General features: G+C 61.4%; 29 protein-coding genes. 13 read left to right on the top strand and 16 right to left on the bottom strand.

From position 1 onward, the window contains the following. Positions 1-228: 228 nt before the first annotated feature. The 4 genes from FHT82_RS29365 (at position 229) to FHT82_RS29350 (ending at position 4,205) form a co-directional block, all read left to right on the top strand. Positions 229-963, top strand: coding sequence for a glycosyltransferase family 25 protein (locus FHT82_RS29365; protein WP_183736230.1), 735 nt, complete (start codon positions 229-231; stop codon positions 961-963). Between the two features lie 219 nt (positions 964-1,182). Continuing rightward, positions 1,183-2,391 carry a glycosyltransferase gene (locus FHT82_RS29360; RefSeq protein ID WP_348647679.1) on the top strand — a complete coding sequence of 403 codons (1,209 nt, stop codon included), beginning with the start codon at positions 1,183-1,185 and terminating at the stop codon, positions 2,389-2,391. Positions 2,392-2,394: 3 nt separating this feature from the next. Further along, complete coding sequence (locus FHT82_RS29355; RefSeq protein ID WP_183736229.1) at positions 2,395-3,324, top strand: glycosyl hydrolase family 43; 930 nt, start codon at positions 2,395-2,397, stop codon at positions 3,322-3,324. 116 nt (positions 3,325-3,440) lie between these two features. Continuing rightward, complete coding sequence (locus FHT82_RS29350; RefSeq protein WP_183736228.1) at positions 3,441-4,205, top strand: sugar phosphate isomerase/epimerase; 765 nt, start codon at positions 3,441-3,443, stop codon at positions 4,203-4,205. Positions 4,206-4,231: 26 nt separating this feature from the next. On the opposite strand, the gene FHT82_RS29345 is transcribed toward FHT82_RS29350, so the two are convergent. After that, positions 4,232-4,498: a hypothetical protein gene (locus FHT82_RS29345; protein WP_183736227.1), complete on the bottom strand. Its 267-nt coding sequence runs from the start codon at positions 4,496-4,498 to the stop codon at positions 4,232-4,234. After that, the gene (locus FHT82_RS29340; protein WP_246698261.1) at positions 4,458-4,748 is read right to left on the bottom strand and encodes a hypothetical protein; all 291 of its coding nucleotides are present in this window, start codon (positions 4,746-4,748) and stop codon (positions 4,458-4,460) included. The genes FHT82_RS29345 and FHT82_RS29340 overlap by 41 nt, the downstream gene beginning before the upstream one ends. 243 nt (positions 4,749-4,991) lie before the next feature. Between FHT82_RS29340 and FHT82_RS29335 the strand changes: the two genes are divergently transcribed. Then, on the top strand, positions 4,992-5,393 hold the full coding sequence (locus tag FHT82_RS29335) for a GFA family protein (RefSeq protein ID WP_183736226.1): 402 nt from the start codon (positions 4,992-4,994) through the stop codon (positions 5,391-5,393). 20 nt (positions 5,394-5,413) lie between these two features. On the opposite strand, the gene FHT82_RS29330 is transcribed toward FHT82_RS29335, so the two are convergent. Then, positions 5,414-5,614: a hypothetical protein gene (locus tag FHT82_RS29330; protein ID WP_183736225.1), complete on the bottom strand. Its 201-nt coding sequence runs from the start codon at positions 5,612-5,614 to the stop codon at positions 5,414-5,416. Positions 5,615-6,664: 1,050 nt separating this feature from the next. Here FHT82_RS29330 and FHT82_RS29325 point away from each other — a divergent pair. After that, the gene (locus FHT82_RS29325) at positions 6,665-6,841 is read left to right on the top strand and encodes a hypothetical protein (RefSeq protein ID WP_183736224.1); all 177 of its coding nucleotides are present in this window, start codon (positions 6,665-6,667) and stop codon (positions 6,839-6,841) included. A 269-nt stretch (positions 6,842-7,110) separates the two neighbouring features. Here the strand turns inward: FHT82_RS29325 and FHT82_RS29320 are convergent, their stop codons facing one another. After that, on the bottom strand, positions 7,111-8,028 hold the full coding sequence (locus tag FHT82_RS29320) for a LysR family transcriptional regulator (protein WP_183736223.1): 918 nt from the start codon (positions 8,026-8,028) through the stop codon (positions 7,111-7,113). A 218-nt stretch (positions 8,029-8,246) separates the two neighbouring features. On the opposite strand from FHT82_RS29320, the gene FHT82_RS29315 reads away from it, so the two are divergent. Next, positions 8,247-9,410: a mandelate racemase/muconate lactonizing enzyme family protein gene (locus tag FHT82_RS29315; RefSeq protein ID WP_183736222.1), complete on the top strand. Its 1,164-nt coding sequence runs from the start codon at positions 8,247-8,249 to the stop codon at positions 9,408-9,410. Positions 9,411-9,440: 30 nt separating this feature from the next. On the opposite strand, the gene FHT82_RS29310 is transcribed toward FHT82_RS29315, so the two are convergent. Then, complete coding sequence (locus tag FHT82_RS29310) at positions 9,441-10,259, bottom strand: FkbM family methyltransferase (protein WP_183736221.1); 819 nt, start codon at positions 10,257-10,259, stop codon at positions 9,441-9,443. Between the two features lie 361 nt (positions 10,260-10,620). Between FHT82_RS29310 and FHT82_RS29305 the strand changes: the two genes are divergently transcribed. Further along, the gene (locus tag FHT82_RS29305) at positions 10,621-12,438 is read left to right on the top strand and encodes an acetolactate synthase 3 large subunit (protein WP_183736220.1); all 1,818 of its coding nucleotides are present in this window, start codon (positions 10,621-10,623) and stop codon (positions 12,436-12,438) included. A gap of 24 nt (positions 12,439-12,462) precedes the next feature. Here FHT82_RS29305 and FHT82_RS29300 read toward each other — a convergent pair whose 3' ends face one another. The 3 genes from FHT82_RS29300 to FHT82_RS29290 form a co-directional block, all read right to left on the bottom strand. Beyond that, on the bottom strand, positions 12,463-13,254 hold the full coding sequence (locus FHT82_RS29300) for a class I SAM-dependent methyltransferase (RefSeq protein ID WP_183736219.1): 792 nt from the start codon (positions 13,252-13,254) through the stop codon (positions 12,463-12,465). Between the two features lie 77 nt (positions 13,255-13,331). Beyond that, the gene (locus FHT82_RS29295) at positions 13,332-13,988 is read right to left on the bottom strand and encodes a glutathione S-transferase family protein (RefSeq protein WP_183736291.1); all 657 of its coding nucleotides are present in this window, start codon (positions 13,986-13,988) and stop codon (positions 13,332-13,334) included. A 59-nt stretch (positions 13,989-14,047) separates the two neighbouring features. Further along, positions 14,048-14,710 (bottom strand): dihydrofolate reductase family protein, encoded by a 663-nt coding sequence (locus FHT82_RS29290; RefSeq protein ID WP_183736218.1) that lies wholly within the window; start codon positions 14,708-14,710, stop codon positions 14,048-14,050. 90 nt (positions 14,711-14,800) lie between these two features. On the opposite strand from FHT82_RS29290, the gene FHT82_RS29285 reads away from it, so the two are divergent. Then, entirely contained in the window at positions 14,801-15,322 is a 522-nt protein-coding gene (locus FHT82_RS29285) for a helix-turn-helix domain-containing protein (protein ID WP_183736217.1), read from the top strand. Positions 15,323-15,603: 281 nt separating this feature from the next. Here FHT82_RS29285 and FHT82_RS29280 read toward each other — a convergent pair whose 3' ends face one another. Then, positions 15,604-16,194, bottom strand: a complete 591-nt coding sequence (locus FHT82_RS29280; protein ID WP_183736216.1) for a TetR/AcrR family transcriptional regulator — start codon at positions 16,192-16,194, stop codon at positions 15,604-15,606. A gap of 160 nt (positions 16,195-16,354) precedes the next feature. On the opposite strand from FHT82_RS29280, the gene FHT82_RS29275 reads away from it, so the two are divergent. Then, on the top strand, positions 16,355-17,110 hold the full coding sequence (locus FHT82_RS29275) for an SDR family oxidoreductase (protein WP_183736215.1): 756 nt from the start codon (positions 16,355-16,357) through the stop codon (positions 17,108-17,110). A gap of 71 nt (positions 17,111-17,181) precedes the next feature. Here the strand turns inward: FHT82_RS29275 and FHT82_RS29270 are convergent, their stop codons facing one another. Beyond that, positions 17,182-18,081 (bottom strand): SDR family oxidoreductase, encoded by a 900-nt coding sequence (locus FHT82_RS29270; protein ID WP_183736214.1) that lies wholly within the window; start codon positions 18,079-18,081, stop codon positions 17,182-17,184. Between the two features lie 97 nt (positions 18,082-18,178). Here FHT82_RS29270 and FHT82_RS29265 point away from each other — a divergent pair, with 97 nt between their 5' ends. After that, positions 18,179-19,012 carry a helix-turn-helix transcriptional regulator gene (locus FHT82_RS29265; protein ID WP_348647678.1) on the top strand — a complete coding sequence of 278 codons (834 nt, stop codon included), beginning with the start codon at positions 18,179-18,181 and terminating at the stop codon, positions 19,010-19,012. 5 nt (positions 19,013-19,017) lie between these two features. Here the strand turns inward: FHT82_RS29265 and FHT82_RS29260 are convergent, their stop codons facing one another. Together FHT82_RS29260 and gcvA are read right to left on the bottom strand one after the other, a co-directional pair. Next, a complete protein-coding gene (locus FHT82_RS29260) occupies positions 19,018-20,136 on the bottom strand; it encodes a metallophosphoesterase (protein ID WP_183736212.1) in 1,119 nt (372 codons plus the stop codon). A gap of 82 nt (positions 20,137-20,218) precedes the next feature. Continuing rightward, positions 20,219-21,139, bottom strand: coding sequence for a transcriptional regulator GcvA (gene gcvA, locus FHT82_RS29255; RefSeq protein ID WP_183736211.1), 921 nt, complete (start codon positions 21,137-21,139; stop codon positions 20,219-20,221). A 117-nt stretch (positions 21,140-21,256) separates the two neighbouring features. On the opposite strand from gcvA, the gene FHT82_RS29250 reads away from it, so the two are divergent. Then, on the top strand, positions 21,257-21,961 hold the full coding sequence (locus tag FHT82_RS29250) for an SDR family oxidoreductase (RefSeq protein ID WP_183736210.1): 705 nt from the start codon (positions 21,257-21,259) through the stop codon (positions 21,959-21,961). Between the two features lie 130 nt (positions 21,962-22,091). Next, complete coding sequence (locus FHT82_RS29245) at positions 22,092-22,307, top strand: hypothetical protein (protein WP_183736290.1); 216 nt, start codon at positions 22,092-22,094, stop codon at positions 22,305-22,307. A gap of 35 nt (positions 22,308-22,342) precedes the next feature. On the opposite strand, the gene FHT82_RS29240 is transcribed toward FHT82_RS29245, so the two are convergent. From FHT82_RS29240 to FHT82_RS29225, 4 genes are read right to left on the bottom strand one after another with little or no spacing between them, the layout of a single operon-like run. After that, a complete protein-coding gene (locus tag FHT82_RS29240) occupies positions 22,343-23,116 on the bottom strand; it encodes a class I SAM-dependent methyltransferase (RefSeq protein WP_183736209.1) in 774 nt (257 codons plus the stop codon). Positions 23,117-23,119: 3 nt separating this feature from the next. Further along, on the bottom strand, positions 23,120-23,884 hold the full coding sequence (locus FHT82_RS29235) for an ABC transporter ATP-binding protein (RefSeq protein ID WP_183736208.1): 765 nt from the start codon (positions 23,882-23,884) through the stop codon (positions 23,120-23,122). Beyond that, positions 23,881-24,921, bottom strand: coding sequence for an iron ABC transporter permease (locus FHT82_RS29230; protein ID WP_183736207.1), 1,041 nt, complete (start codon positions 24,919-24,921; stop codon positions 23,881-23,883). The genes FHT82_RS29235 and FHT82_RS29230 overlap by 4 nt, the downstream gene beginning before the upstream one ends. Next, positions 24,918-25,934 (bottom strand): ABC transporter substrate-binding protein, encoded by a 1,017-nt coding sequence (locus FHT82_RS29225; RefSeq protein ID WP_183736206.1) that lies wholly within the window; start codon positions 25,932-25,934, stop codon positions 24,918-24,920. Before FHT82_RS29225 ends, FHT82_RS29230 begins: the two co-directional genes overlap by 4 nt. Positions 25,935-25,951 lie beyond the last annotated feature (17 nt).

The raw sequence follows: 25,951 nt of genomic DNA, 5'->3' as shown, positions 1-25,951 counted from the left end.
CGCCGTGCGTCCATTCGGACGCTAAGGACGCTCTACCTTTTTGCATCTACGCATCAGGCTGTAGCCGAATAAAGAGAAATTCGCGGCCAGCGATGCTGCAATACCGGGACGGCAGGTTGCACAGCCGGTGGGGGAAGTGCTAGGCGAGCATTTTTTAACGGAAAACGCAGCTGCGATGCAAGGGCGCCGCCCATGGCGGCCTCGAGCAGCAGAAACCATGGTTGGACGATGAGCATCAGCATTTATGTGATCAATCTCGACCGGTCCACGGATCGGTGGAATGCGCTCTCCGATCAGGTCAAGGCCCTGCAGTTCGATCTCGTTCGCATTGCCGGTGTCGATGGGCGGGAGGTTCCCGCAGATCAGCGTACGGCATGCGATGACCGCGCCTTTCGGCGCAACAATGGCCGAACCATGCTGCCGGGCGAATATGGCTGCTACCGGAGCCACCTGAAGGTGCTCGCAGCCTTTCTGGAAACGGGCGAGGACGCCTGCATCATCGTCGAGGATGATGTCATTTTGTCTGCCGATCTCGTTGCGCGCGCCGAGGCGGCGCTCGCGGCGGTGCCCGGCGCCGATGTGATCAAGCTCTTCAATCACCGCATTGTCGGCTTCAGGCCTGTCGCCACCTCGGCTGCCGGCGATGAGATCGGCCGGGCGACGCATGGTCCACAAGGGTCGGCCGCCTGCTATGCGGTGACGCGGATGGGCGCCCTGAAGCTCCTCGAGCAGATCGCCGTCATGCGGTTTCCCTGGGATATCGAACTGGAACGGGGCTGGGCATCGCGGGCGCGGATCTATACGACCCGGCAGAATGTGACTGTCGTGGAAGAGGGCGGCTCGAATATCGGGACGCGATCCGTCTACAGGGCCACCAAATTTCCCTGGTGGAGGCGGTTGCCGACCTATGCGATCCGCATCGCCGAGACGGCCCGCAGAATCAACTACGCATTGAAAAAATAAGGCAACGGGGCGGAAGGCCGGATATGAGGGGCGGCCTTGCTGTTGCCGGCAAGATCCGGCTCGGAACTTTTTTGTTACTTCAGCAGGTCGTTTCGGCGGCGTTGCAGTCGCGGTATAAGACCGCCGCAATTTTCAAGAGCCAATTCAAGAAATTACCCCAAAAATGGTTATTCTGTGACGTAAAAGCTTACGATTCCGTATGCTTAGCCAGTCTTGTTCGTGACAGTTCGGCAATGTAGACCATCGCCGAAACCTATCGAGCAGTGTTCTACCAACATCTCAACTCGGTCGGCTATCGGTCTGAGGTGTATCTTGAGCGCTCGAAATAATTTCGTGGGTGATCTGCACCCGCGTGCCTATGCCACTGCCGATCCGGTAGCGTCTCATAAGTTGAAAATTCTGCATATCTTGTTCTCCTCCAGAATTGCCGGATCGGAACGATACTGCATTGACCTCGCCAACGGGCAGGCTGCTCTTGGGCACGAGGTGCATGTTGCCGGACGATATGGCTCGCCGATGACGAAACTGCTTTCCAAGCAAGTCATTTTCCACGGCTTTGCGACACCGTTTCTGCGCGGTCTCAGGCTGCGGTGGCTGGCCGCGCGGGCAGGGATCGAAATCGCGCATGGGCATCTCAGTCATGGTTGCAAGGCGCTTGCCGCAGCGCCCGACAGCGTCGCCAGAATCGCGACCCTGCATGTCGGGTACAAGGCCAGGCAGCACGCGCATCTCGATGGCGTCATCTGTGTCAACGCAGCCCAGGCAACACGGCTCGGCAAATATGACGGCCAGTCGACGCTGATTTCCAACTGGCTGCCGGACGTCAAATCCGCCGAGAGCTTCGACCTGCGTGCGCAGCTGAATCTGCCGCGCGAAACACGGCTCGTCGGCAGCGTCGGGCGTCTGCATCTCAGCAAGGGATATGATGTGCTGGTGTCGGCCTTCCGGCAGTCGGCCCCCAGGGACGCCGCTCTTGTCATCGTCGGCGAGGGGCCGCATCGCGCCGCGCTGGAAAAGCTTGCCAGGGGCGACAGCCGCATCCATCTGCTCGGTCATTGCAACAATGTGCCGGGGTTCCTGCGCAATCTGGATCTCTTCGTGTCGCCGTCGCGCGAGGAATCGGCGGGGCTTGCCATCCTCGAAGCCATGAGCGAGGGGCTGCCGATCATCGCCACGGCCGCCGAAGGGCCATCGGAATATCTGCGCGAGCATCCGGTGACCCTGGTCGCGCCGGGCTCCGTCGAGCAGCTTTCCGAGGCGCTTGCCGATGTGATGCGAGAACAACCTGTTGTCCGTCTGTCGCGCGTAAGCTACGACTTGCGTCCTTTCTCTCGTTCGGCAGGCATTGTGAATGTTCTCGATTTCTATTCCCGGGTTGCCGGCGGAGCCGCAGCGCAGCTGGCCTCGGCACCGATCATCCGCGGTTGATCCATGCGTCTGAAGCCCAAGAGTGATTTCTGGCAGGTCGGCATCGTGCCCGCACCCGCCGAGGCGCTGCTCGATGCCGAGACTTTGGCGGATTGTTCCAGCCGCATCACGTGGCTGCCCGATCCCGGCCCCTGGCGCTTTCTCGCCGATCCCTTCGCCGTGAGAAAGGGCGATGCCCTGCACGTCTTCGTCGAGGCATATGACTACCACACCAAGCATGGCTTCATCGAGCGCCATGAATTCGGGCCGGCCCTCGAATGGCGCGGCAAGGCGGTGACGCTCGTGCGGCCTTTCCATCTCTCCTATCCTTTCCTGATCGAGCAGGATGGCGAGGTGCTGATGGTGCCGGAAAGCCATAAGGCCGGTGAAGTGGCCCTTTATCGCGCCCGTGCTTTCCCGGACGGCTGGGTGCGCGAAACGGTGCTTCTAGCCGATATTCCGGCTGCCGAGGCCTGCCTGATCCAGCATCAGGGCCAGTGGTGGATGTTTTACACCGTCGTCGGGTCCGGCGCGCGCGACCAGCGCGAACTGCATGTCGCCTTTGCCGACCGGCTGACCGGGCCATGGAAGACCCATCCGCAGAATCCGGTTCTGGTCGACCGCTCCGGCGCGCGGCCGGGCGGCACGCCCTTTGTCGGCGCCGATGGCCAGATCATCCTTCCGGTTCAGGATTGCAGCGTCAGCTATGGCGGCGGCCTGCGCTTTCTGCGTTTCAGCCTGCTTACGGAAACGCATGTGACCTCGGAGCATCTGCCGGTGCAGTTGACCGGCGATCTCGCCGCTGCCGATTACCCTGATGGGCTGCACACGTTTTCCGCCTACGGGGACCTGACGCTCATCGATGTGAAGCGCATCGACAGGTCTTTCGGCCGCCATATCGTCAACCTGAAACGGAAGCTGCTGCCGAAGGGGGGCTTGCCGGCATTAGGGTGATATCGGCCGTTTGGCCCTCGCAATCTGCGCCGACACGGGCCAAACTGTCTTTGGATTCGATGCGGAGGATTGGTCGGGATGTCTTGCCGGCGGCGAGATTGGTCTGGGGGTGGGCGATGACGAAGCCTATGCTTTCGCTGCAGCTCTTTTCGATGCGTGGCCTTGGAGAACTCGGCACACAGCTTGAGAAGGCAGCAGGCGCCGGCTTTGACGCGGTCGAGCCGCTCGAGGGGCATCTGCGCGACGCCGACCTCCTGCAAAACGGGCTTCTGCGGAACGGACTGACGGCGCCGTCGGCGCATGTCGGGCTGGAGGCGCTGCGCAGGGAGCGGCAGCGCTTTGTCGAGGCCTGCCAGCAGTGCGGCATCGGGCAGCTGTTCGTTCCGCATCCGGGGCCTTCGCTGGTGAAGGATACGAAAGCGGGATGGCAGCGGATCGGCCATGAACTCGGCGTCCTCTCGGAGCAGATGAAAGCCGACGGCATCATGCTCGGTTATCACAATATGATGGCGGGCTTCGATCGTACCATCGGCGGGCGCTACGGTTTCGAGTTGATGTTCGAGGCGGCCAGGGGCAGTCCGCTCGTCTGGCAGGCGGATATTGCCTGGCTGGCGCGCGCCCAGCCCAATGCCGGCGAATGGATAAGGCACTACGCCGGCGTGCTCACCTCGGTGCATGTGAAGGATCAGGCGCCCGACGACAGGGATCCCGAGGAGGATGGCTGGGCGAATGTCGGCTCCGGCGTGCTTCTCTGGCCGTCCCTGTGGCGGGCGGCGGTTGTGAGCGGGGCGCGGCTCTTCGTGGTCGAGCACGACAATCCGCGGCTGCCCTTCGAATTTGCGGCGCGCAGCTATGCCTATCTCAGCCGATTCCTGACGTAGGAACCAGGCCTCGGGCAACGGGATCATCAATCCCGCGGCAGCGTGCCGAGCAGCAGGTGGTTTCCCCTGCGGTTGCCGCAGCTCCTGCATGTCAGGCGAAGGCCGATCATCGCCAGCGACAGGTCCTTGCCGCAGCGGTAGGCGAGCGCGCGCCGGTCGATCCTCGTCTCGTGCCGGCAGGCGTCGCACCGTGCGTGAAGGACATACCATTGCGGCAGAGTAGCGAGTGTTTCCCTGTCGGCTGCGACAGCCTCATGGCTGGCGACGAGATCGATGCTGCGGCGGTGTTTCATTGTTTGTCGAAGGGGGCCTGTCTGAGAGGAGCCGGTCGAAGGAGGGCCGCCAGCCTCGCGTGATGCCGCGACTCATCGCGCCTTCGGCAAGGGCCAACTGTTGGCGCAGGTGGCGGCAGTCCTGCAGGAGCGTTGCGATGGCCGCCTTGGCGTCCTCGTCATGCCAGGAAAGCACGGCCTCGACCTCCCAGCTCAGGTCTTCGTTTGTCGTCTCTTCATTCAGGATTTTAGGGGCCAGTTGCGGGCGCATGTTCTCATTCTCCTTGCAGAGCATTTCAGTTCCAGATTGTCGGGATGGCGGCCGCAGCGCCACGGATGTTCTTATTATGTTCTCATTTGTGCAGGAGTCAAGTGCGGCCCCAAACCCATCCCCACAAGGGTGTTCAGACTGGGGAGGGGTGGGGGACTTGCTTCGGAACCGTGGTCATTTGCAGACGTCCCGTGATTGAGGCAGGATGCATTTCTTCGAACAAGCAGAAAAAACGGGGCGCTGATGCTGATCGGCTCATGTCATTGCGGCAAGGCGGGCTGGACGCTGGAAGGCGATCCCGGCTCGATTACTGCCTGCAACTGCACGCTCTGCCGGCGTTATGGCGCGCTCTGGGCCTATGATTACGAGGGCGAGCGGATCACCATAAGGGGCGAGACCGGTTCCTATACGCGGGCCGGCCGCGAGACGCCCTCGCTCGAAATATTGTTCTGCCCGACCTGCGCCTGTGTGCTGAGCTGGCGCGGCCTGAGGCTCAACAGGGATGGGCGCCGGCGCATGGCGGTCAATGTGCGGCTGGCGCCGCCGGATCTCGTCTCAGACCTGCCGATCGATCATTTCGACGGGCTGGACACATTTAACGACCTTCCTTCCAAGGGACAATGCGTGCGCGATCTCTGGTTCTGACGGAACAGCGCGCGCCACGCTTAGTGAACGGCGATGGTTATCGCTTTGTCGATTGTCGCTTGTGTCAGCGTTACGAGCCCGGCGCCCAAGGCAACCGTGATCAGCGCAATCAAGGGCCAATCCATCGGCCGTCGTTGCTGCGGCCGTTTGCCCTGAAAGCCAAACTCGCGGCGTTCCTCCACGAATCTGGAAAAGACATCGTCGTCTTCCATATGTGCCATTAAACCCTCCCGACCGATGTGGCGAGCCGATGCGCAAGCCTGCCCCACAAGGTCATTGGAATGCTACCTCGTGGACCGGAGATAGCAATTAATTCAATAGGTTTAACCCGATGACCCTATCATCTGACGGGCGAACGATCGTTGCCGGCCGACGATATCGGTCGGCAGCGGATACGCGTTCGCCTGCGCTTTTGATGGTCCCTGGCGCCATCGCCTGACAAGAGCGACGGTGATCTCGGTGCCGATCCTGGTTATGTAACCGTTATGAGCCCGGCACCCAAAACGACCGCGACCAGCGCAAGAAAGTGCCAGTTTATCAGCCTTCGTTGCGGCGGCCGCTCGCCCCGAAAGCCGAGTTCGCGGCGCTCCTCTACGAATCTGGAAAAGACTTCGTCCTCATCTCTATGTGTCATCATACCCCTCCCGAGCTCCTTAGAGCATTCTAATATTCCTTCTAAAAGGGGTTTGACGCCAGGGCTTTAGTCCAGAGTGGTTAACGATCAGATCTTTACCACCATTGCTTCGTCATCCGATAGGACAAGCGGCTGTGGCAAGTAGACCCTCCAGACATCGACCGATACGTCAGCAATGAAAAGTGATGCTATCATCGAAGTGTAGGTATAATTATTTTTATTTCTTAGAATTTCACCCGTTATGGTTATTATATCATCCTTTATATTTCCGTTTCTGTAATAGTAAAACAGATAATTTTACGATAAATGTAAAATACATGGATCAATTTTCAGATGTGAATGCAACTTATATTTGAGCTTCTGACGCATTAAAACAAAAAACCGGAAGGGAAGCTATGAGGATCTGCTTCTTTGTCATCGCGTTTCAACTCAGCCTGCTGATGTGGGGTGGCGCCTACTATGGCGCTCGGGAAATCTATCATACCCTGAATGCTTCCCGTTCATTTGATATTTCCTTCATTCCACGTGCGGTTCGTGGCGCCCCGCACTGACGCCCGATCACACGATAGTCCCCACCCAGGCGTGACCGCCGAAATCAACCTCACGACGACCGTAGAAATCGGAGAACAAGACCACTATGAAATCGCTGCATTCCCTCCTGATCGTCTATATTGGCCCGCCACTGTTTGCAGTTGCCGCTCTTCTGGTCATCGTGTCATGGTTCGGTGATGCCCAGTCCGACCCGCGGACAGATGTAACGATCAGCGTCCGAAAAGGCGGCAGGATCGGCAGCCAGAGCGAGATGTTTCGGTGATCCGGGGCGCAAAATAGAGCTGCCGCCGCTCCCTCATCGTCAGCGGGAAATTGAGAAGGGCCGCCAAGTGGGGCCTGGCAACCCTTCTCCTGCTGGTAGGTGCAGCATCCAGCGGAGGCAAAATACAAGCAGTGGATGTTCTGGATAGTGACGGCGGTCACATTGCGACAATTTTTTCTCGCGGAAGCTGAATGAACCCGATCCTGCGCGTGCCGCTGCTGTGATGAAAGGCCGGTTTGATGCTGCCGCTTTGCGCCAGCGGACCTCGTTCACCGGCCCGAAGGCCGATACTGCTCTTGAACCAGGCTCCAGAAGCTCTCGGCAATATCCGTCATGCGCGCTCGAGGTCTGATCAGGACGATCTTGACGTCGACGGCCCAATCCGCCGATCCGGCCGGCGCCAGTCTTCCGGCCGGCCCCATCTCGTCCGCCGCCAGGCTCTCCGGTATCCAGGTCACGCCCTTTCCCTCGACAGCGAGCGCTTTCAGCGCCATTGCCAGGTGGGAAGTGAAGACTGTCGAGAGGGGCAGCCGATCTGTGCTGGAGGAGAGGGTCGACGACAGGATGCGGCCCATGCCTGATGTCTCCTCGAAGGCGAGATGCGGGACTGCGCGATCCGATGCCTCGGAAATGCTGTGCAGCGCGCGACCATTCCTGTCCCTGCCGCTCACCGGAATCAGCCGGTCGGTTGCCAGCTCCACATGCCTGTAGGCATTCATATCGAGACGGATCCTACTGTTCTGATGGTCGTGGCAGAGCAGGAATTGCGCGCGGCCTTCCGTCATGATCCGCTCGCATTCATTCATATTGTCGGAGAGCAGGCGGATCGGCATCGTCGATGCCTCGTGGCCCATTCTTTGGATCCAGCCGGGAAAGAAGATGAAGGAGAGGGCGTGGGTGGCGGCGAAGGTCACGGTCGAGGTCGCCGCGCGCATCTGCGCGAGATCCCGGCTGGCACGCTCCAGCCGTGCAGCGATATCGTTTGCCGCCTCCAGCATGGCCTCGCCTGCGGGGGTGAGCTTCAACCTGTGCGTCGAACGGTCGACGAGGTCGGAGCCGCACCAGTCTTCGAGCGACTTGATGCGGCGTCCGAAAGCCGGCTGCGTGATGTGGCGCTTTTCTGCGGCTCTCGAAAAGTTCAGCGTTTCGGCGAGAGCCTGGAGATCGGCGAGCCAGGCGGTTTCCACGATGGTTCCCTCGTTTCTGTGATGCCTAGGGAGCATTGACAGAACGGCATCGCTCTCGGGATTTCAAGTTAATTCATAGGGATTTGCGGTGAGGCGGGGCATTGGCAGTGCCGATCCGGCATTGAAGGGACCCGGATCGGCATTGGACTGGGAGGGCGGGTTTTTCTTAAGTTATGGCCATGCGAGGGCGCAGCCTCAGGACCGGAATGGAGACAGCAATGCGTATCATCGATGTCTGCGAAGTGACGAAGCCGATCGCTTCGCCGATCCGCAACGCCTATATCGACTTCAGCAAGATGACGGCGAGCCTGGTGGCCGTCGTCACCGATGTCGTGAGAGATGGGCGGCGCGTGGTTGGTTATGGCTTCAATTCCAACGGCCGTTATGGCCAGGGCGGTCTTATCCGCGAACGCTTCAAGGATCGTATTCTCGAAGCCGCGCCGGAAAGCCTCGTGAATGATGCCGGCGCCAATCTCGATCCGCACAGGATCTGGGCGGCGATGATGAAAAACGAAAAGCCCGGCGGCCATGGCGAGCGCTCGGTCGCGGTCGGCACGATCGACATGGCCGTCTGGGACGCCGTTGCCAAGATCGAAGGCAAGCCGCTCTTCCGGCTGCTGGCGGACATGAAGGGCAGGGAAGCCAACCCCAGGGTTTTCGTCTATGCGGCCGGCGGCTATTATTATCCCGGCAAGGACAATAGCGCGCTACGTAAGGAAATGCGCAGCTATCTGGACCGCGGCTATACCGTGGTCAAGATGAAGATCGGCGGGGCCTCGATCGATGAGGATCGCCGCCGCATCGAATCCGTGCTGGAAGAGATCGGTTCTGAGGCGCAGCTTGCCGTCGATGCGAACGGCCGCTTCGATCTGGAGACCGGCATCGCCTATGCCAAGATGCTGCGCGACTATCCGCTCTTCTGGTACGAGGAGATCGGCGATCCGCTCGATTATGCGCTGCAGGCGGCGATCTCGGAATTCTACGATGCGCCGATGGCGACCGGCGAGAACCTCTTCTCGCATCAGGATGCCCGCAACCTGCTTCGCTATGGCGGCATGCGCGCCGACCGCGATTATCTGCAGTTTGACTGCGCGCTGTCCTATGGCCTCGTCGAATATCTGCGCACGCTCGATGTGCTGCGCCAGTTCGGCTGGTCGCCATCTCGCTGCATTCCGCATGGCGGTCATCAGATGTCGCTCAACATTGCAGCCGGCCTTGGTCTTGGCGGCAATGAGAGCTATCCCGATCTCTTTCAGCCCTATGGCGGTTTTCCTGATGGAGTGAAGGTCATCGACGGTCATGTCACCATGCCGGAACTGCCCGGCATCGGCTTCGAAGGCAAGTCCGACCTCATCAAGGTCATGCGGGAACTGGCGGAGTGAGGCGGTGACCCGAGGGCCGTCCAGAATGTCTCAGTTGCGTTTATGGCGAGGCACGAACAACAAATGCGGACGCCCTTTGAGCCGTGTCGTGCCGGTGAGGGGCTCGGCTGCCACTCCGTCATGCCGCTGGATCCAGACATCGTATTTTGAGACGTCGATCAGTTTCCAGATCTCTTCGGGCGTTGCGCCGAACTCTCCGACGATATTGCAGTGAACCTCGACGGAAAGGGTCGGCGTCTTCTCCAGAACGCGCCTGGCGCCGCGCAGAACCTCGAACTCGTAGCCCTCCACGTCGATCTTGATCAGGTCGGGCCAGATGCCGTTCGTTTCGGCCCATTCATCCAAAGTGACGACGGGAACCTCAATTCCGCCGTGATGAGAGACCTTCGCATTCGAACGGGATTTTATGGAAAGCGAGCCGGGTTTCGATCCAACAGCGGCGTTGACCGCGATCACGTTTTGCAGATGATTGAGTTCCACATTCCGCCGCAGCACGCGAATATTCTCCGGGTGCGGTTCAAAGCTGACGATCCGACCCTCGGACCCGACGATCTTCGCCAGCACGGTGCAATCGCGACCATGATGGCCGCCGCATTCGAAAACGATTGCGCCTTGCAGGCCGAATGCCGTCAATGCATCGAGTTCGTGGGAATGATCATTCTCTGTTTGCGCGTACCAGTTTTTCGCCAGCGGCGTCGTTACGGCAAAGATGAACGGTATATTATTGACCGTCAGTTTCGCTTCATAGGGATGAAATCCGAACGAAGTCGCGGCGTCTTTCCACCTCGAATACAAGGCGGCTTTCCACCATTGCGTATCAAAATACTTTGATCCTGAAGATACAAGCATGGAAATTCCCTCCGTAGCAATTTGTAGTTGCCCTAGCAGGGATGGACACGCTGCAAAATTACTCAAATAGTCGTAGCGCATCCTTTAGTTGTATGAGAATCCGTTTTTCGCCTGTAAATTCTGCGGCCCCGTGCCGAAAGATTTTGGCCGGGTGCAGGGACGCGATTGACGGGCTGTAAAATTGCGGCTAGCTCTATCGCCCATGAAAATCGCAATGGTTCTCGTCGTGGTGATATCGCGCATGGGCAGGACGGTGTAACCGTCCGGCATCAGCCACCCATGCGCCGAACACAAGGTCCCTGACGGGGCCTTTTTTTGTGCCCCGTCGCACCCAATCACCTCGAACGACGGAACAATTGCCATGACCGGCGATAGAGCAAGCTTTACCCAAAATTCCTCCTCCAATACGTCCTCCGCCCGCCTGATGAACGGCGGCGAGATCGTTCTGCAGGCGCTGCGCGACAATGGCGTCGAGCATATTTTCGGCTATCCGGGCGCTGCCGTGCTGCCGATCTATGACGAGATTTTTCAACAGGATGAAATCAGACATCTGCTGGTGCGGCACGAGCAGGGTGCCGGCCATGCGGTCGAAGGTTATGCGCGCGCGACCGGCAAGGTCGGCGTCATGCTGGTGACCTCTGGACCAGGTGTCACCAATGCTGTCACGGCGCTGCAGGATGCGCTGATGGATTCCATTCCGCTCGTCTGCCTGACAGGGCAGGTGCCGACGAACCTGATCGGCACGGATGCCTTTCAGGAATGCGATACGGTCGGCATCACGCGGCCCTGCACCAAGCATAATTTCCTCGTCAGCCATATCGACGATCTCGCAAAGACGATCCATCTCGCTTTCAGGATCGCGGCGTCAGGCCGGCCGGGTCCGGTTCTCGTCGATATGCCGAAGGACGTGCTCTTTGCGAGCGGACTCTATGTCGGACCGGATGAGATTTCAGTGCCGGTGCGTTATCGGGCGCAGCCGGACGATAACCGCGAAGCGATTGCGGGGGCGGTTGCGATGATGGCGCGGGCCGAGCGGCCGCTCCTCTATACCGGCGGCGGCATCATCAATGCGGGGCCGGAGGCCTCGCGGCTTCTGCGGGAGCTGGTCGAGCTGACGGGATTTCCCATCACCTCGACGCTTATGGGGCTTGGCGCCTATCCGGCATCTGGGCCGAACTGGCTGAAGATGCCGGGCATGCACGGCTCCTACGAGGCCAATATGGCGATGCATGATTGCGACCTGATGATTGCTGTCGGTGCGCGTTTCGATGATCGCGTCACCTCGCGCACCGATCGTTTTTCGCCGGGGTCTAGGAAGATCCATATCGACATCGATCCGTCCTCGATCAACAAGAATGTCGCCGTCGATATCGGCATCGCGGGCGATGCGGCTGATGTGCTGAAGGAGATGATCGAGGCCTGGCGGGCGCTCCCTGCCGTGCCGGAGCGAAAGCGGCTCGCCGGCTGGTGGGCCGAGATCGAGCGATGGCGGGCGCGAAACTCATTCGCCTATGAGATGCGCCATGACGAGATCATGCCGCAATATGCGCTGGAACGGCTGCATGCGCTGACATCAGGCCTCGATCCCATCGTCACGACAGATGTCGGCCAGCATCAGATGTGGGCGGCGCAGCTTTTCGGCATGGAGGAACCGAACCGGTGGCTGACGTCAGGCGGGCTCGGCACGATGGGCTATGGGTTGCCGGCGGCGATCGGGGCGCAGATCGCCCATCCCGGCCGGCTGGTTCTCGGCATTGTCGGCGATGGCTCGGTGCAGATGACGCTGAAGGAACTTTCGGCGGCTATGCAGCATCAGGCGCCGGTGAAGATCTTCATCCTCAACAATGCGCAGCTCGGCATGATCCGGCAATGGCAGCAGATCCTGCACGGCAACCGCCAGGACCGATTCTACTCCGCCTCGCTGCCGGATTTCGTCAAGCTGGCGGAAGCCTATGGCGCGGTTGGTATCCGATGCGAGAAGCCCGATGAACTCGATGACAAGATCCGCAAGATGATCGCGATCGACCGGCCGGTGCTTTTCGATTGCCGGGTAGCGGCGCTTGAGAATGTCTATCCGATGGTCCGCAGCGGCCGGCCGCATAATGACATGCTGTTCGGTGAGGATGTGCGCGCGGCTGAAGCGGAAGGCGAATTCGGGTTCAGCCAGGGGCTCGTCTGATCAGGGCAAGGCGCCTGCCCCAGTCTAAGGGCGCTCGGCCATGACGAGCAGCAGGAAGGCGGCAAGGTCGCGCCAGCGGGCAAAGCGCGGGGAGTTTTCGCAGACTTCGGGGCTCGGCTGCGGTTCGCCGATCCTGCCGATGCGGAAGCCGGCGGCGGCGACGCCGTTCAGGTAATCGGCCATGGTGCGTGGAAAGCGCGGTACGGCGAAGAGCCTGACCTCTTCGCCGGTCGGCCGGGCGCCGAAGCGCCATTCCTCGGTGAAGGTGCTGCGATCGAAATAGCGCGAGACGCAGAGGGCGGTCGCAAAGCCGTCCTCGTTCTTCTGCCAGCCGAGGCCCGGCGTGATGAAGCAGGGATGCAGCACGCTGAAGGCGATAAAGCCGCCGGGGCGCAGCAGCCGGTAGGCTTCGCGCATGGCAGCGTCGAAATCCGGGCCATCCATCAGCGCCATGGTGGAGACGACGGCATCGAAGGAGGCATCCGGAAAGCCGGTATCGGTGCTGTAGGAAGAAATCTTGTAGGTGATGCCGAGAGGGCTTTCCTGCTCGGCCTTTTGCGCATGGCCGATCATGCGCGCGGAGAGATCGACGCCGGTCAGGCGCGCGCCGAGTTCGGCAAAGCGGCGGGTATTCGTGCCTTCGCCGCAGCCGAAATCGATGACATCAAGGCCGGCGATCGGCGGCAGGAAATCCAGGAAGGCGGGGAAGGTGAAAAGATCGCGATAGACGTCGTAGCCGCTACGGACGTCATGCGTCCATTGATCGGCATTACCATCCCATCGCGCCGCCACGCCCTGTAACAGATCGTCACTCATCGGTCTCTCGCATGTCCTTGCCTGATTCACCTCGGGGAAGGATAGGACGGTTTGTTATCGGGGCAACGACAGCCCGCTCAATCCCGTCCGACCGGCGCTCCCAGCGGGTAGAGATGGCGGTAGGGTCTGGCCTCGTCGAGGGCGCGGGCATAGCTCGGGCGCTGGAGAAGGCGGGTGCGGTAGGCGCGGACATTTTCGAAATATTCGGGGACCGGGTGCGCCCAGTCGGCATAGAGCATGGCGGGGGCGGCGGAGCAGTCTGCGAGGCTGAAGTCTTCGCTCGCCACCCATTGGCGGCCCTTCATATGCTCATCGAGAATGCCATAGGCGGTTTCGAGTGCCTGGCGCCAGCGGATATAGTTGTCATCGGGCTCGACCTCGCGGCCGAGCGAGGCATTGACCATGCGCTGCTGCGGATATTGGAGGTAGTTGTCGAAGAAACGGTCCCACATGCGCACCCTGTTTGCCACCATGGCGTCGGCGGGAAGCAAGGGGTGGTCGGTCGGGTGCAGCAGGTCGATATATTCGATGATGCTGGTGGCCTCGAAGATGAAGTCGCCGCCATGCTCAAGGACCGGAAAGCGCTTGATCGGCCACTTCGCCTGGAATTCCGAGGCGATCGGCTCGCTGCCGTCGAGAAGCTTCACTTCGAAGGCCAGGTCCTTTTCGTAGAAGGCCGTTTTCGCCTTCTGGGAATAGGAGGAAAGCGGGTGCAGGTAGATCACGAGCGGCATGGCGGCGGACATGGGCAAGCCTCATTATTTGTCTTCACGCAATTCCGGACGCAAAACCGCTACACACTTTTGCTGGAATTGCTTTTCGTCAGCACGATATGCGCAGCCATTTCCGTCATCTCGTGGGATTTGACGGAGAAGCCCAGCGCCGGCAGGTCGATGCCTTCGAACATGGATTCGCCCTTGCCGAGGACGACGGGGGAGATGGCGAAATGCATCTCGTCGATCAGGCCGGCTTTCAGATATTGGCGCACCGTGCTGACGCCGCCACCGATCTTGACGTCCTTGTCGCCGGCTGCGGCTTTCGCCTTTTCCAGCGCTTCCTCGATGCCGCCGGTGATGAAATGGAAGGTGGTGCCGCCCTCCATGACGATGGGCTCGCGGGCATAATGGGTGAGGATGAAGGTGGGCGCATGATAGGGCGGGTTCGGCCCCCACCAGCCTTTCCAGTTTTCATCCGGCCATTCGCCTCTGATGGGTCCGAACATGTTGCGGCCGAGGATGAAGGCGCCGAAGCCGGTCATGGCTGCGGCGCCATATCTGTCATCGACGCCGGTGGTGCCGTCGTCCTTGCCGATCATGGTGCGGAAGGTGCGGGTGGGGAAGAACCACTGGTGTACCTCCATACCGCGCTTACCGAGAGGATTTTCAAGGCTTTGGTCCGGACCGGCGCCGAAACCATCGATCGAAAGGGAAAATGCAGCGACGCGTACACGAGTCATGTCAGCCTCCATCTGATTGCATTTTGAAATCGGTTGTCTTGTCGCATAACCAATCCTATAATGCAACTGGTTTTTCTCACGGAGTCGAATATGGATATCGAAATACGGTCGGGCTGCCCGATCAACCTGACGATGGAGGTGCTGGGCGATCGATGGAGCCTCGTCATCATCAGGGATATCATGTTCGGCAATCGCCGTCACTTTCGGGAGCTCTTGACGCAGTCGGAGGAGGGCATCGCCTCCAATATTCTGGCGGCGCGGCTGAAGCGGCTGATGTCTTACGGGCTGATTACCAAGCTCGACGATCCCTCCCATAGCCAGAAGGCGATCTACAGCCTGACGGAAGCTTCCATCCAGCTCGTGCCGATGTTTGCGATGATCGGTGCCTGGGGACGGCGGTTTCTGCCGGTCAGCGAGGATTTGAGCATCCGCGCCGAATTGCTTGAGGAGGGCGGGCAGAAGCTCTGGGACGAGTTCATGGCGGATCTGCGCAGGATCCATATCGAGGACCCGATCGGCGGGGCGAATGGATCAGTCAAATCGCCGGTTCTGGCGCGGCTGACGGCGGCATTTCTGGAGGTACGGGCGAGGATGGATGCGGCGGCGGGATAGGTCTCTGGTCTCTATTGACAAGTCTTGAGGCGGCGTGCTCGACTTTGCCGATCCATGGATGGACTAAGAGATGACCACTTCAAAGAAACCCAGACTTTCCAAGTGTTGCTCAAGCCTCGCTGCGAGAGAACACTTGCGTTTGGGCTGGACCTTGAAGCACGAATTCTTCGCGGAAGATGACGACGAGCCTTACGAATATATCTTCGAGTGGCTCCAAGAAAGTGATCCGGTTAACATCTCGCAGAACTCAGCTGACTGGAACCCGACGAGACATTAGAGACTCACGACTTCGCTGTCGGCCAGGTCGATAGCGCCTGCTCGGCAACGGCCTCCAGCACGTCGCGGCTGAAGCCGGCCTTGGCCTGTACCGCCATGCCGTGAAGCACGGCGAGCAGGAAGGCTGCAAGAGCAGCGGGCTTGGCGGTCTCCGGCAGGTCGCCCTCGGCCTTTGCCCGTTCGAAGCGTTCGCGAAGCTGCATTTCGCCGACCGCGCGGGCATCGATCAAAGCCTGCCGCACCGGTTCGGCTTCATCCGATCCCGCCAGCACGCCATTGATGCCGAGGCAGCCCCTGTGGGTGGGAAAGCGCGTGTTGAGGTCGATCGCGTTGGACAGGATATGGGCGGCGACTTCCCGTGAGGTCGGCAGCTCCAATGCTTTCGGGATGTAATCCAGGTATCGCTCGTAATAGCGATCCAGAACCTGGCGGAAGAGCGCCTCCTTGTTGCCGAAGGCGGAATAGAGTGCCGGTCGCTCGACGCCGGTCGCCTCGGTCAGATCGGCATAGGACGCGCCTTCATAGCCCTTGCGCCAGAAGACGCAAAGCGCAGCATTCAGCGCTTTTTCGACATCAAACTCGCGATGGCGTCCCATCAGATAGACTCAATGAATTTCATAATGGTCGTTATTAAACCACTTGACAGTGTTTGTCCAGATTTCATACCAATCGTTATAGTAACGATCGTTACGAAAAAAACTGAGCCGCCGGCCAATGGGGTGGGCGGTGCTTCGATGGGGTATGGAAAGGACTGATATGTCTGACATTTTGAAGGGAAAGGTCGCTCTGGTGACCGGTGGTTCACGCGGCCTGGGGGCTGCTGCGGCGGAGGCGCTTGCGGACCAGGGCGCGGATGTGGCGATCAGCTATGTCAATTCCGCCGAGAAGGCGGAAGCCGTGGTCGAGACGCTGCGGGCGAAGGGTGTGCGGGCGCTGGCGATCCAGAGCGATCAGGCCGATATGGCAGCGGCCAAGCCGCTGGTCGACAAGGTCGTGGCCTATTTCGGCAGGCTCGACATCCTCGTCAACAATGCGGCGATTGCCGTGCAGGGCCGGACGGTCGACGATCCCGAACTCGACACGGTCAATCTCGATCGCCAGTGGCAGGTCAACGTCATGGGTGCGGTGGCAACGACGCGGGCGGCAGCCCAGGCGATTTCGGATGGAGGCCGGATCATCTTTATCGGCTCGCTGCTCGGCAGCCGCGTGCCGTTCTCAGGCGTTGCCGATTATGCGGGAACCAAGGCGGCAATTGCCGGCTATGCGAGGGGCGTGGCGCGCGATCTCGGCGGGCGCAACATAACCGTCAACATCGTCCAGCCCGGTATCATGCCGACCGATATGGCGGCCGATGTGCGCGACAACCTGCCTCCGGCAGTGATGGACCTGCATCCGATCCGGCGCATCGCGACGCTGGAGGAAGTCTCGGCGGCCATCGGTTTCCTGGCGGGGCCGAATGGCGGCTATATCAGCGGCGGCGTGATCGACATTTCCGGCGGGCTGCAAGTCTGAAATCAAAACGGCCTGTCGCCTGCGGAGCCGAGAAACTCCGCAGGCGACAGGTTCGGCGACGAGGCGACCGGTCAGGCCGCGAGGTTGCCGTAATCCATCGCGTCGAGATCGGCGATCAGGCCTGGACCGGTTGGGTTCCATCCGAGGATCCGGCGGGTCTTTTCGCTAGACGCAGGGAAGTCGAGGCCGGCGAAGATCGCCATCCAGCCGAAATGTTCGGCCGCCTTTTCCGGCGCAACCGAGACGACCGGCAGCTTCAGGCCGCGGCCGAGGGCTTCGGCGATCTCGCGGGTGGTGATGCCTTCCTCGGCGACGGCATTGTAGCGGGTGCCAGGTTCGGCTCTTTCGATTGCGAGCCGATAGAGCAGGGCGACGTCCAGCAGGTGACCAGCCGGGAAGCGGTTGCGGCCTTCGCCGACATAGGCGACGGAGCCTTTTTCGCGGGCGATCTCGATGAGCGGCGAGACGAGGCCCTGCTTGAAGGTATTGTGCACCTGCGGGAGGCGCATGACGGAGACGTTGACGCCCTGATCGAGCAGGGCATTGCCCGCAAGCTCGGAGGCGATGCGTGGGTTGGGATGCTCGATATTGAAGACATCCTCGCTCGCCGGTTCACCGAGATGGGCGTTGCCAATGCCGGTGCCCGAGGTGATGAGGAGGGGGCGGTTCGAGCCTTTCAGAGCCTCGCCCATTGCGGCGATGATGCGGCTGTCCTTCTGGCAATTTTCGACGAAGCGGGAGAAATCATGGTCGAAAGCCGTATGGATGACGGCGTCAGCCTTCTCGACGCCGGCTTGCACGCTTTCGGGCTCTTCCAGCACTCCGCGGTGGACTTCGGCGCCGGCTGCTTCGAGCGCCTTGGCGCCGGCATCGGAGCGGGTCATGCCGATGACATGATGGCCTGCTTTCTGGAGTTCCGGCACGATGGCCGAGCCGATGAAGCCGGTGGCGCCGGTGAGGAATATGCGCATGGGGTATCTCCTTATTGCTAGAGACCCTGTTATTGCGCTATGTTTTATGCTGTTAAAGTAGTGACGTTATCCTATTATAATGGCTAACAGGAACGGCGTGAGTACCGACAGCAACGCCCTTGGCATCTTCCTTCGCGACCGGCGTTCACGCCTCGATCCGGCGGTGTTCGGATTCTCGGGCCGCCGGCGCACGCCGGGGCTGAGGCGCGAGGAGGTGGCGCAGCGCGCCAATATCAGCCCGACATGGTACACATGGCTGGAGCAGGGGCGCGGCGGCGCACCGTCATCAGACGTGCTGAACCGGATTGCAAACGGCCTGATGCTGACCGAACCGGAGCGCGAACATCTGTTCATTCTCGGTCTCGGCCGGCCGCCCGAGGTGCGCTATCGTGCCATCGAAGGCATCAGTCCGCGCCTGCAGCGCCTCATCGACACGCTCGAGGTCAGCCCGGCACTGGTGCGCACGGCCGCCTGGGACATCGTTGCCTGGAACCGCGCGGCGACCGTCGTCATGACCGATTACGGCAGCCTTGCGCCTGAGGACCGGAACGTCCTGCGGCTGTTGTTCTGCAATCCCAATGTCCGCAATGTCCAGCATGACTGGGAAACCATGGCCCGCTTCGTCGTCGGCGCCTTCCGGGCGGACGCGGCGCGTGCGGGTGCTACCTCGGAGGTTGCCGAGCTGGTCGGGGAACTCAGCCTCGCCAGTCCGGAATTCAAGAGGATCTGGCAGGAGAACGACGTGATCTCCCATGGCGAGGGCACCAAGCGGCTGAGACATCCTGTTCTCGGTGATATCGCGCTGGAATATTCGGGCTTTGCCATCGACGGCAGGCCGGATCTCAACATGGTCGTTTACAATCCCGTCGATCCTGACGTGGCCGAGCGTATTCGCAGGCTGGTGCTGGAGAAGAGTGGATCGAGGTCTTAGCGTTGTCAGGAACGCTTGCGCAGCGTGAACACCGTCAGTTCCGAGGGGCGACCCAGCCGCAGCGCAAAGCCGGGCCAGAGTCCGGTGCCGTTGTTGACATAGAGCTGCATGTCGCCGACTGCGTACAGGCCGGAGACGAAACCGCCGTTGGCACGGGCGACCAGACGATCGAGGCCGAGCACCATGCCGCCATGGGTGTGCCCTGACAGTTGCAGCGCGATGCCCGCCTTGGCGGTCTCGGCTGCCATTCGCGGCTGATGATCGAGCAGGATGATCGGGGCCTCGGCTGGAGCGCCGTTCAAGGCTCCGGCAAGATCGGGATTTGGCATCGATCTGCCGAAAGCGGCAAGATCCGTGACGCCGGCAATGACGATACGATCAGCCCCGCGCTCGATGACCGCATGCTCGTTCGTCAGCATACGCATGCCAAGGCTGGAGTGGTACTCTATCCAGTCGTCGTAGCCGAAATAATATTCGTGATTGCCGGGGATGGCGAAAAGGCCGTCGGGCGCCTGCAGCTTTGACAGCGGGGCAACGTCCGCGCGGCGCTTTTCGAGACGGCCATCGATGAAATCGCCTGTTACGACGATCAGATCGGCCTGCAGGTCATTGGCTTTCTGCACCACGGCTTCGGCCCAGGACGCCGGGAAGAGGCGGCTGAGATGGAGGTCGGTCAATTGCAGAAGGCGATAGCCGTCGAAGGTTTCAGGAAGGTCTTGGATTGCGATCTCGACGCTCTTCAGCGGCGGAATACGCACGGCCTGGGCGACGCCAATGGCGGCCAGGCCGAAGGCCGCGAATCCGATGATATAGCGGATCTCAGCGGGAATGGCCGGAAACTGTCCCTCGACGAGGGCGAGGACAAGCGAGACGGCATCCAGTGCGATCTGGAAGACGGCCAGCAGGAGCGTTGCACCGAAGAGGAAGTTGAGCACGATGATCAACGGGCGCGGATACTCGGGCGCGAAGATGGACCCCGACGAGATACGGTTCAGCAGTACCTGCTGAGAGGCAACCAGGAGCACGCCGGCAAGCAGGGCCTTGGCGGGCCAGATCCACGGCAGAGGCAGGATGAACCTGACGACAACGACCAGCCAGGGAAGCCCGAGGATGACATGAAACATCAATATGCCTGTGATTGTCTGATGTTACGGGTGGAAGTGAAGAAAATGAATCCAATGACTCTGGTATCTGGTGTCGAGTGCTTTACGGGACAATAGGCTCGCCCTCCGCTGCGTCCTCCTTTTGCGCCTCGGCGAACAACCAGTCGATGACGGTTTCCCGCGCCGAGGATTTCCGGTAGCGAGGCCAGACGAGATAGATATCCGATGGGCCGCGCAGCCTGGCTTCGAAGATCCGCACCAGCCGGCCCTTGGCCAGATCGTCGGTGACGAAGCCGGCATTCGCAAGCACGATGCCCTGACCGGCAATCGCCGCCTCGATGGCATGCGCGGTCTGCGAGAAGCTGATGCCCTTGAAGGAAGGGCTTCTGCTGTTGGCGAGATGGCGCTCGACGAATTCCGGCCAGAGGTTATGGGCGTCGTGCAGCAGCGGATACGCGGCGAGCTCCTCGGCCGTGCGCGGCGGATTGCGGCCGGCAAGCAGCAGCGGACTGCAGACGGCGATGACTTCCTGCTCGAATAAGAGCTCGGCATTCAGCCCCGGCCCGAAGGGCGGGCGGCCATAGCGGACCGCGAGATCGACGCCGTCGACGGCGAAATTGGAGATGCGCTCGGTCGCCAGGATGTGAAGGTCGAGATCCTGATGCAGCGCAGTGAATTCCGGCAGGCGCGGGATCAGCCATTTGGAGGCGAAGGTCGGTGTCGTGCTGATGGTGAGCTTGATCGCCTGCGGCTTCAGCTCGTTCGTTGCGCGGGCGATGATCTCGAAGGCGCGCCTGATATCGGCAATGTAGCGTCGGCCCTCCGCCGTCAGCGCCAGCGTGCGCGGAAGCCGTTCGAACAGGGCCATGCCGAGCTGCGCTTCGAGCCCGCGAACCTGCTGGGCGACGGCGCCCTGCGTGACGCCGAGCTCTTCGGCGGCGAGCCTGAAGTTCAGGTGGCGCGCTGCGACCTCGAAGGCTTTGAGGCCGTTGAGGGAGGGAAGCTTTCCGGGGATTTCGCTCATCGAGTAGTTTTTCTACTGCCATAAAAGAGGATAACTGTTTCGCGCTCGCGTAGCGGACATGATATCCTGCGTAAACACATCGATCAATTGACGGTATCACATCAGGAGGGCACCAGCATGTCAGTAGAAAAAGTGGCCGTTATCACAGCAGGCGGCAGCGGCATGGGAGCCGAGAGCGCAAGACGCCTTGCGGCCGATGGATACAAGGTCGCGATCCTGTCTTCCTCCGGCAAGGGCGAGGCGCTCGCCAAGGAGCTCGGCGGTGTCGGCGTGACCGGTTCCAACCAGTCGAACGACGATTTGAGGCGGCTGGTCGATTCCGCCATGAAGGAATGGGGCCGCATCGATGTCCTCGTCAACAGCGCAGGCCACGGGCCGCGCGCGCCGCTGAACGAGCTCACCGACGAGCAATGGCATACTGGCATGGACGTCTACCTGATGAACGTCATCCGCCCGGTGCGGCTGGTGACGCCGATCATGCAGGGCCAGAAGAAGGGTGCGATCGTCAATATCTCGACGGCCTGGGTCTTCGAGCCGTCGACGATGTTTCCGACCTCGGCGGTTTTCCGCGCCGGCCTTGCCGCCTATACGAAGCTCTTTGCCGATACCTATGCGGCCGAGAATATCCGCATGAACAACGTGCTGCCCGGCTGGATCGACAGCCTGCCGGCAACCGAGGAGCGGCGCGAGAGCGTGCCGATGAAGCGTTATGGGACGAGTGCGGAAGTGGCTGCGACGATTGCCTTTCTGGTGTCCGATGGGGCGGGGTATATTACGGGGCAGAGCCTGAAGGTGGATGGCGGGTTGATGCGGTCGGTTTGAGGTGGCGGGGAGGGGTGCTGAGGCGGGCCGCGTACGCCGCTCTTCGACAAGCTTGAACTATTCGGCTCTGCGCCTATTGTCAGGCGATGGACATTGCGCCATGCCCGCGACGATCGAGAAGGCCCGAACCATGCAGAAGTTCACTGTGTCCATCACGCGCGAGATCGAGGCCGATACCGCCGAGGAAGCCGCGCTTCTCCTGTATCAGGAATTAGCTCGGGACGCGGCGCCGCTTCGCTATCTGGTCGCGGACGAGACGAAGAGGACGAGGACTGTGACGCTGGATCGGGACAAGGCGGACGAATTCGCCGCCGTCGATCATACGGCCGATCCCGGCAACTGGTAGGCGGGGGCTGGCACGTCAGGCCCGCCTGCAACAGATCAAGGCCGCCTGCAGGTCAGGATGAAGCGGCGATAGACCAGGGTTCTGAGCTTGTTTCTGAGGTTGGCGTTCTTCCGCTGTGCGCGGGCGATCGGGGCGTGGGAGTGCAGTTCGATCCCGGCAAAGCCTGCGGATTTCAGGAGCGGCAGCAGCATGTCGGGGCGCAGGCCGGCGTCGAAGGGGAGCGCTGTCATGATGCGGGCGTGGCGGCTGCCGAGTGCGCCGTCATAGTTGGTGTCGGCGCCGATGAGGCGGTCGATCCATGAGATCAGCCGGTTGGCGATGCGGCCGGTCGGCTTCGGGCTCGCCCAGTCGCCGTCGAAGAAGAGCAGCAGGCCGCCGGGCTTGAGGATGCGGAACCATTCGTGAAAGGTTTCTTCCGGGCGGATCAGCGTCCAGACGAGGTGGCGGCAGATGATGGCGTCATAGCTTGCGTCCGGTTCCAGGGTGTTTTCAGCGTCTGCCAGGATGAAGCGCAGGCGCTCCTTGCCGGCGTGTTTGCGGCGGGCAACAGCGAGCATCGCCTCGGAGAAATCGAGCGCGGTGACGTCATGGCCGAGATCGTGGATCAGGCGGGTCACTTCGCCGGTGCCGCAGGCAAGCTCCAGCACGCGTTTCGGCTCAAGGCCGAGGGCATCGCGGATCGGCTTCTGCCAGGCGTCTGCCTCCGGGCCGGGGGCGATCCTGTGGCCGAAGGCGAGGTCGAAGGTTTCAGAGCGCTTCGACCAGTAGTCGCGGATCTCTTCCTTGAGATCGAAATTCACTCCATCCATGTCTTACCCCATCCGATACTGGATATGTGCGCGGCCATGCACGGGTGATGTTTCGATATGGGCGCGCACCCCGAAGACGCGGGCGATCAGGTCTTCGGTCAGCACTTCCTCGGGCGTGCCTGCAGCCACGACCTCGCCCTTCTGCAGCACGGCGAGATGGTCGCAGAACATCGCTGCCAGATTGAGATCGTGCAGGGCGATGATCGAGGTGAGGCCGAGTTTCGAGACAAGCGCCAGGATATCGAGCTGATGCTGGATATCGAGGTGGTTGGTCGGCTCGTCGAGCAGCAATTCGCTCGGGCTCTGGGCCAGAGCCCGGGCAATGTGCACGCGCTGGCGCTCGCCGCCCGACAGCGTCTGCCAGAGTTGGCCGGCGCGTTCGGCCATGTCGACGCGGGCAAGCGCTTCCTCGACGGCGGCATCGTCATCGGAGCCCCAGGAGGCGAGGAGGCCGCGATGCGGCGTGCGGCCGAGGCGCACGACATCGAGCACGGTGATCTGCGTATCCGTCGTCGACTGCTGCTCGACGAAGGCGATGCGGCGGGCAAGGGCAGCGCGCGAAAGGCCGGAGACATCGTCGTCGCCGAGGCGGATGATGCCGGATCCGACCTGCCGCAGCCGGCAGATCAGGCGAAGCAGGCTCGATTTGCCGGAGCCGTTCGGCCCGAGCAGGCCGAGCACCTTGCCTCTTTCGACCGATATGCTGACGCCATTGACGATGACGGTATTGCCGACGGCATAGGTGACCTTGTCGACTGATATGCTCATGCGCTTCTCCGCACGCGATAGAGGATGATGGCGAAGGCCGGGGCGCCGAAGAGCGCGGTGACGACGCCGATCGGCAGGATCTGCTGCGGAATGATGATGCGCGAGATGATATCGGCGCCGACCATGAAGAGCGCCCCCCCAAGCGCGGTCGCCGGCAGCAGGCGGCCATGCGCCGGCCCGACGAGGAAGCGGGCGGCATGGGGAATGACGAGGCCGACGAAGCCGATGGAGCCGACCATGCTGACGACGCTCGCCGTCATCGCGGCCGTGACGGCGAGCAGGGTGAACTGCACGCGGCGCACGGGGACGCCGAGCGCGGCTGCGGCATCCGTGCCGAAGGCGAAGGCATCGAGGGCGCGCACATGCGCCAGGCAGAGGATGAAGCCGATCACGGCGATGGGCACGGAGAGATAGACATCCGGCCAGCGCACGCCGCTCAGCGATCCCAGCAGCCAGAAGAGCACGCCGCGGGCCTGTTCGGCATTGGCCGAAGTGGTGACGATATAGGAGGTCAGCGCATTGAAGAGCTGCGAGCCCGCCACACCGCAGAGAATGATGCGCTCGCTGGTGCCGCCCGCACCCGCGGCGAGTACGCCGACCAGCAGGAAGGCGGCGACCGCGCCGATGAAGGCGCCGCTCGACAGGCCGAGTATGCCATAACCGAAGCCTGATATCATGATGCAGACGGCTCCCGTCGATGCGCCGGCGGAGATGCCGAGCACATAGGGTTCGGCAAGCGGGTTGCGCAGCAGCGCCTGCAGGATCGCGCCGCAGAGTGCCAGCGACGCACCGGCGCTTGCCGCCACGAGCGCGCGGCTGAGGCGGTAATCCCAGATGATGCCCTGGTGGATGCGGCTGAGCTCGAACGCCGTGCCGAACAGGCGGTTGGAAACCGCCTTTGCGGTGGTGGCGAGCGGAATGGTGATTTCGCCGATCGACACGGCAAGGCTGACCATCAGGCCGAGCAGGATGACGGCGGCGATGGTGAGCGCGGCAAGCGCCCACCATGTCCTCTGTGGCGAAAGCGCCTGTCTCACTGCGCCAGACCGAAGGACTTGATGCCCTTTGCCAGCGTTTCGATGCCGTCGATCGTGCGGATCGTCGGGTTCATCGACTGCGCGTCCATCATGATGAAGCGCTTGCTTTTCACCGCATCCAGTTCCCTGGTGACCGGATCATTCTCCAGGAAATCCACCTTCACCTTGGGATCGTCGGCGGCATAGCGGCGGCGGTCCATCGTGGCGATGACGATGACGGAGGGATTGGCCTGCGTAATGGTTTCCCAGCCGACGAGGGGCCATTCCTCTTCAGTCGTCACGACGTTTCTCGCGCCGAGCGTTTTCAGGATATAGGCCGGGGCGCTGTTCTTGCCGGCGATGAAGGCATCGCCCTTGACCTCCTTGCTGGAGAACCAGAAGACGACGGGCAGGTTCTTGGCCGCAGCACCGGCGACGGAGGCAACGGCATCGGCCTCGCGCTTTTTCAGCTCGGCGATCAGCGCGTCGCCGCGGTCTTTCACGTCGAAGATCTCGGAGAGTTCGGCGATTTCCTGATAGATCAGGTCCATCGTGAACAGTTCCTTGCGCACGCCATCGCCGCCATCGGTGTTGACCTTGGCGACGCAATCGGCCGGCGCGACATAGGTGTTGATGCCGAGATCCCTGAATTGCTCGCGCTTGCCGACGGAGCCTTGCGTGCCGACATGCCATTCGAATTCGGCAGCCACAAGATCGGGCTCCGCGCCGACGACGGATTCGAAGCTCGGGTCATTGTCGGCCAGCCGTTTGATCCTGCTGTTATCATCGGCATATTGCGGCAGGACCGGGCCGACCCAGACGGCGGTGCCTGCGATCTTGTCGGCAAGGCCGAGCGAGAACAGCACTTCGGTCATGCCTTGGCCGATCGAGACGATCTTGGCCGGCGCCTTTTCGAAGGTGACCTGCTGGCCGCAATTGGTGAGGGTGAGGGGATATTGGGTGGCGGCAAGTGCGGGCGCAGCAAAGCCGGCCAGCCCGAGCGCGAGGGAAAAGCTCTTCAGACGCTGTCGCATGGGAAACTCTCGATCAA

The organism is Rhizobium sp. BK275 (assembly GCF_014193555.1).
Lineage (GTDB): Bacteria > Pseudomonadota > Alphaproteobacteria > Rhizobiales > Rhizobiaceae > Rhizobium.
Note: the sequence above shows the minus strand (reverse complement) of the source record. Positions and strands in the feature narration are given on the sequence as shown.

Bases quoted from the DNA above. Each gene is read 5' to 3' on its own strand.
- FHT82_RS29365 (WP_183736230.1), top strand. From the start codon at position 229: ATGAGCATCAGCATTTATGTGATCAATCTCGACCGGTCCACGGATCGG.
- FHT82_RS29355 (WP_183736229.1), top strand. From the start codon at position 2,395: ATGCGTCTGAAGCCCAAGAGTGATTTCTGGCAGGTCGGCATCGTGCCC.
- FHT82_RS29350 (WP_183736228.1), top strand. From the start codon at position 3,441: ATGACGAAGCCTATGCTTTCGCTGCAGCTCTTTTCGATGCGTGGCCTT.
- FHT82_RS29345 (WP_183736227.1), bottom strand. From the start codon at position 4,498: ATGAAACACCGCCGCAGCATCGATCTCGTCGCCAGCCATGAGGCTGTC.
- FHT82_RS29340 (WP_246698261.1), bottom strand. From the start codon at position 4,748: ATGCGCCCGCAACTGGCCCCTAAAATCCTGAATGAAGAGACGACAAAC.
- FHT82_RS29335 (WP_183736226.1), top strand. From the start codon at position 4,992: ATGCTGATCGGCTCATGTCATTGCGGCAAGGCGGGCTGGACGCTGGAA.
- FHT82_RS29330 (WP_183736225.1), bottom strand. From the start codon at position 5,614: ATGGCACATATGGAAGACGACGATGTCTTTTCCAGATTCGTGGAGGAA.
- FHT82_RS29325 (WP_183736224.1), top strand. From the start codon at position 6,665: ATGAAATCGCTGCATTCCCTCCTGATCGTCTATATTGGCCCGCCACTG.
- FHT82_RS29315 (WP_183736222.1), top strand. From the start codon at position 8,247: ATGCGTATCATCGATGTCTGCGAAGTGACGAAGCCGATCGCTTCGCCG.
- FHT82_RS29310 (WP_183736221.1), bottom strand. From the start codon at position 10,259: ATGCTTGTATCTTCAGGATCAAAGTATTTTGATACGCAATGGTGGAAA.
- FHT82_RS29305 (WP_183736220.1), top strand. From the start codon at position 10,621: ATGACCGGCGATAGAGCAAGCTTTACCCAAAATTCCTCCTCCAATACG.
- FHT82_RS29300 (WP_183736219.1), bottom strand. From the start codon at position 13,254: ATGAGTGACGATCTGTTACAGGGCGTGGCGGCGCGATGGGATGGTAAT.
- FHT82_RS29295 (WP_183736291.1), bottom strand. From the start codon at position 13,988: ATGCCGCTCGTGATCTACCTGCACCCGCTTTCCTCCTATTCCCAGAAG.
- FHT82_RS29290 (WP_183736218.1), bottom strand. From the start codon at position 14,710: ATGACTCGTGTACGCGTCGCTGCATTTTCCCTTTCGATCGATGGTTTC.
- FHT82_RS29285 (WP_183736217.1), top strand. From the start codon at position 14,801: ATGGATATCGAAATACGGTCGGGCTGCCCGATCAACCTGACGATGGAG.
- FHT82_RS29280 (WP_183736216.1), bottom strand. From the start codon at position 16,194: ATGGGACGCCATCGCGAGTTTGATGTCGAAAAAGCGCTGAATGCTGCG.
- FHT82_RS29275 (WP_183736215.1), top strand. From the start codon at position 16,355: ATGTCTGACATTTTGAAGGGAAAGGTCGCTCTGGTGACCGGTGGTTCA.
- FHT82_RS29270 (WP_183736214.1), bottom strand. From the start codon at position 18,081: ATGCGCATATTCCTCACCGGCGCCACCGGCTTCATCGGCTCGGCCATC.
- FHT82_RS29260 (WP_183736212.1), bottom strand. From the start codon at position 20,136: ATGTTTCATGTCATCCTCGGGCTTCCCTGGCTGGTCGTTGTCGTCAGG.
- gcvA (WP_183736211.1), bottom strand. From the start codon at position 21,139: ATGAGCGAAATCCCCGGAAAGCTTCCCTCCCTCAACGGCCTCAAAGCC.
- FHT82_RS29250 (WP_183736210.1), top strand. From the start codon at position 21,257: ATGTCAGTAGAAAAAGTGGCCGTTATCACAGCAGGCGGCAGCGGCATG.
- FHT82_RS29245 (WP_183736290.1), top strand. From the start codon at position 22,092: ATGCAGAAGTTCACTGTGTCCATCACGCGCGAGATCGAGGCCGATACC.
- FHT82_RS29240 (WP_183736209.1), bottom strand. From the start codon at position 23,116: ATGGATGGAGTGAATTTCGATCTCAAGGAAGAGATCCGCGACTACTGG.
- FHT82_RS29235 (WP_183736208.1), bottom strand. From the start codon at position 23,884: ATGAGCATATCAGTCGACAAGGTCACCTATGCCGTCGGCAATACCGTC.
- FHT82_RS29225 (WP_183736206.1), bottom strand. From the start codon at position 25,934: ATGCGACAGCGTCTGAAGAGCTTTTCCCTCGCGCTCGGGCTGGCCGGC.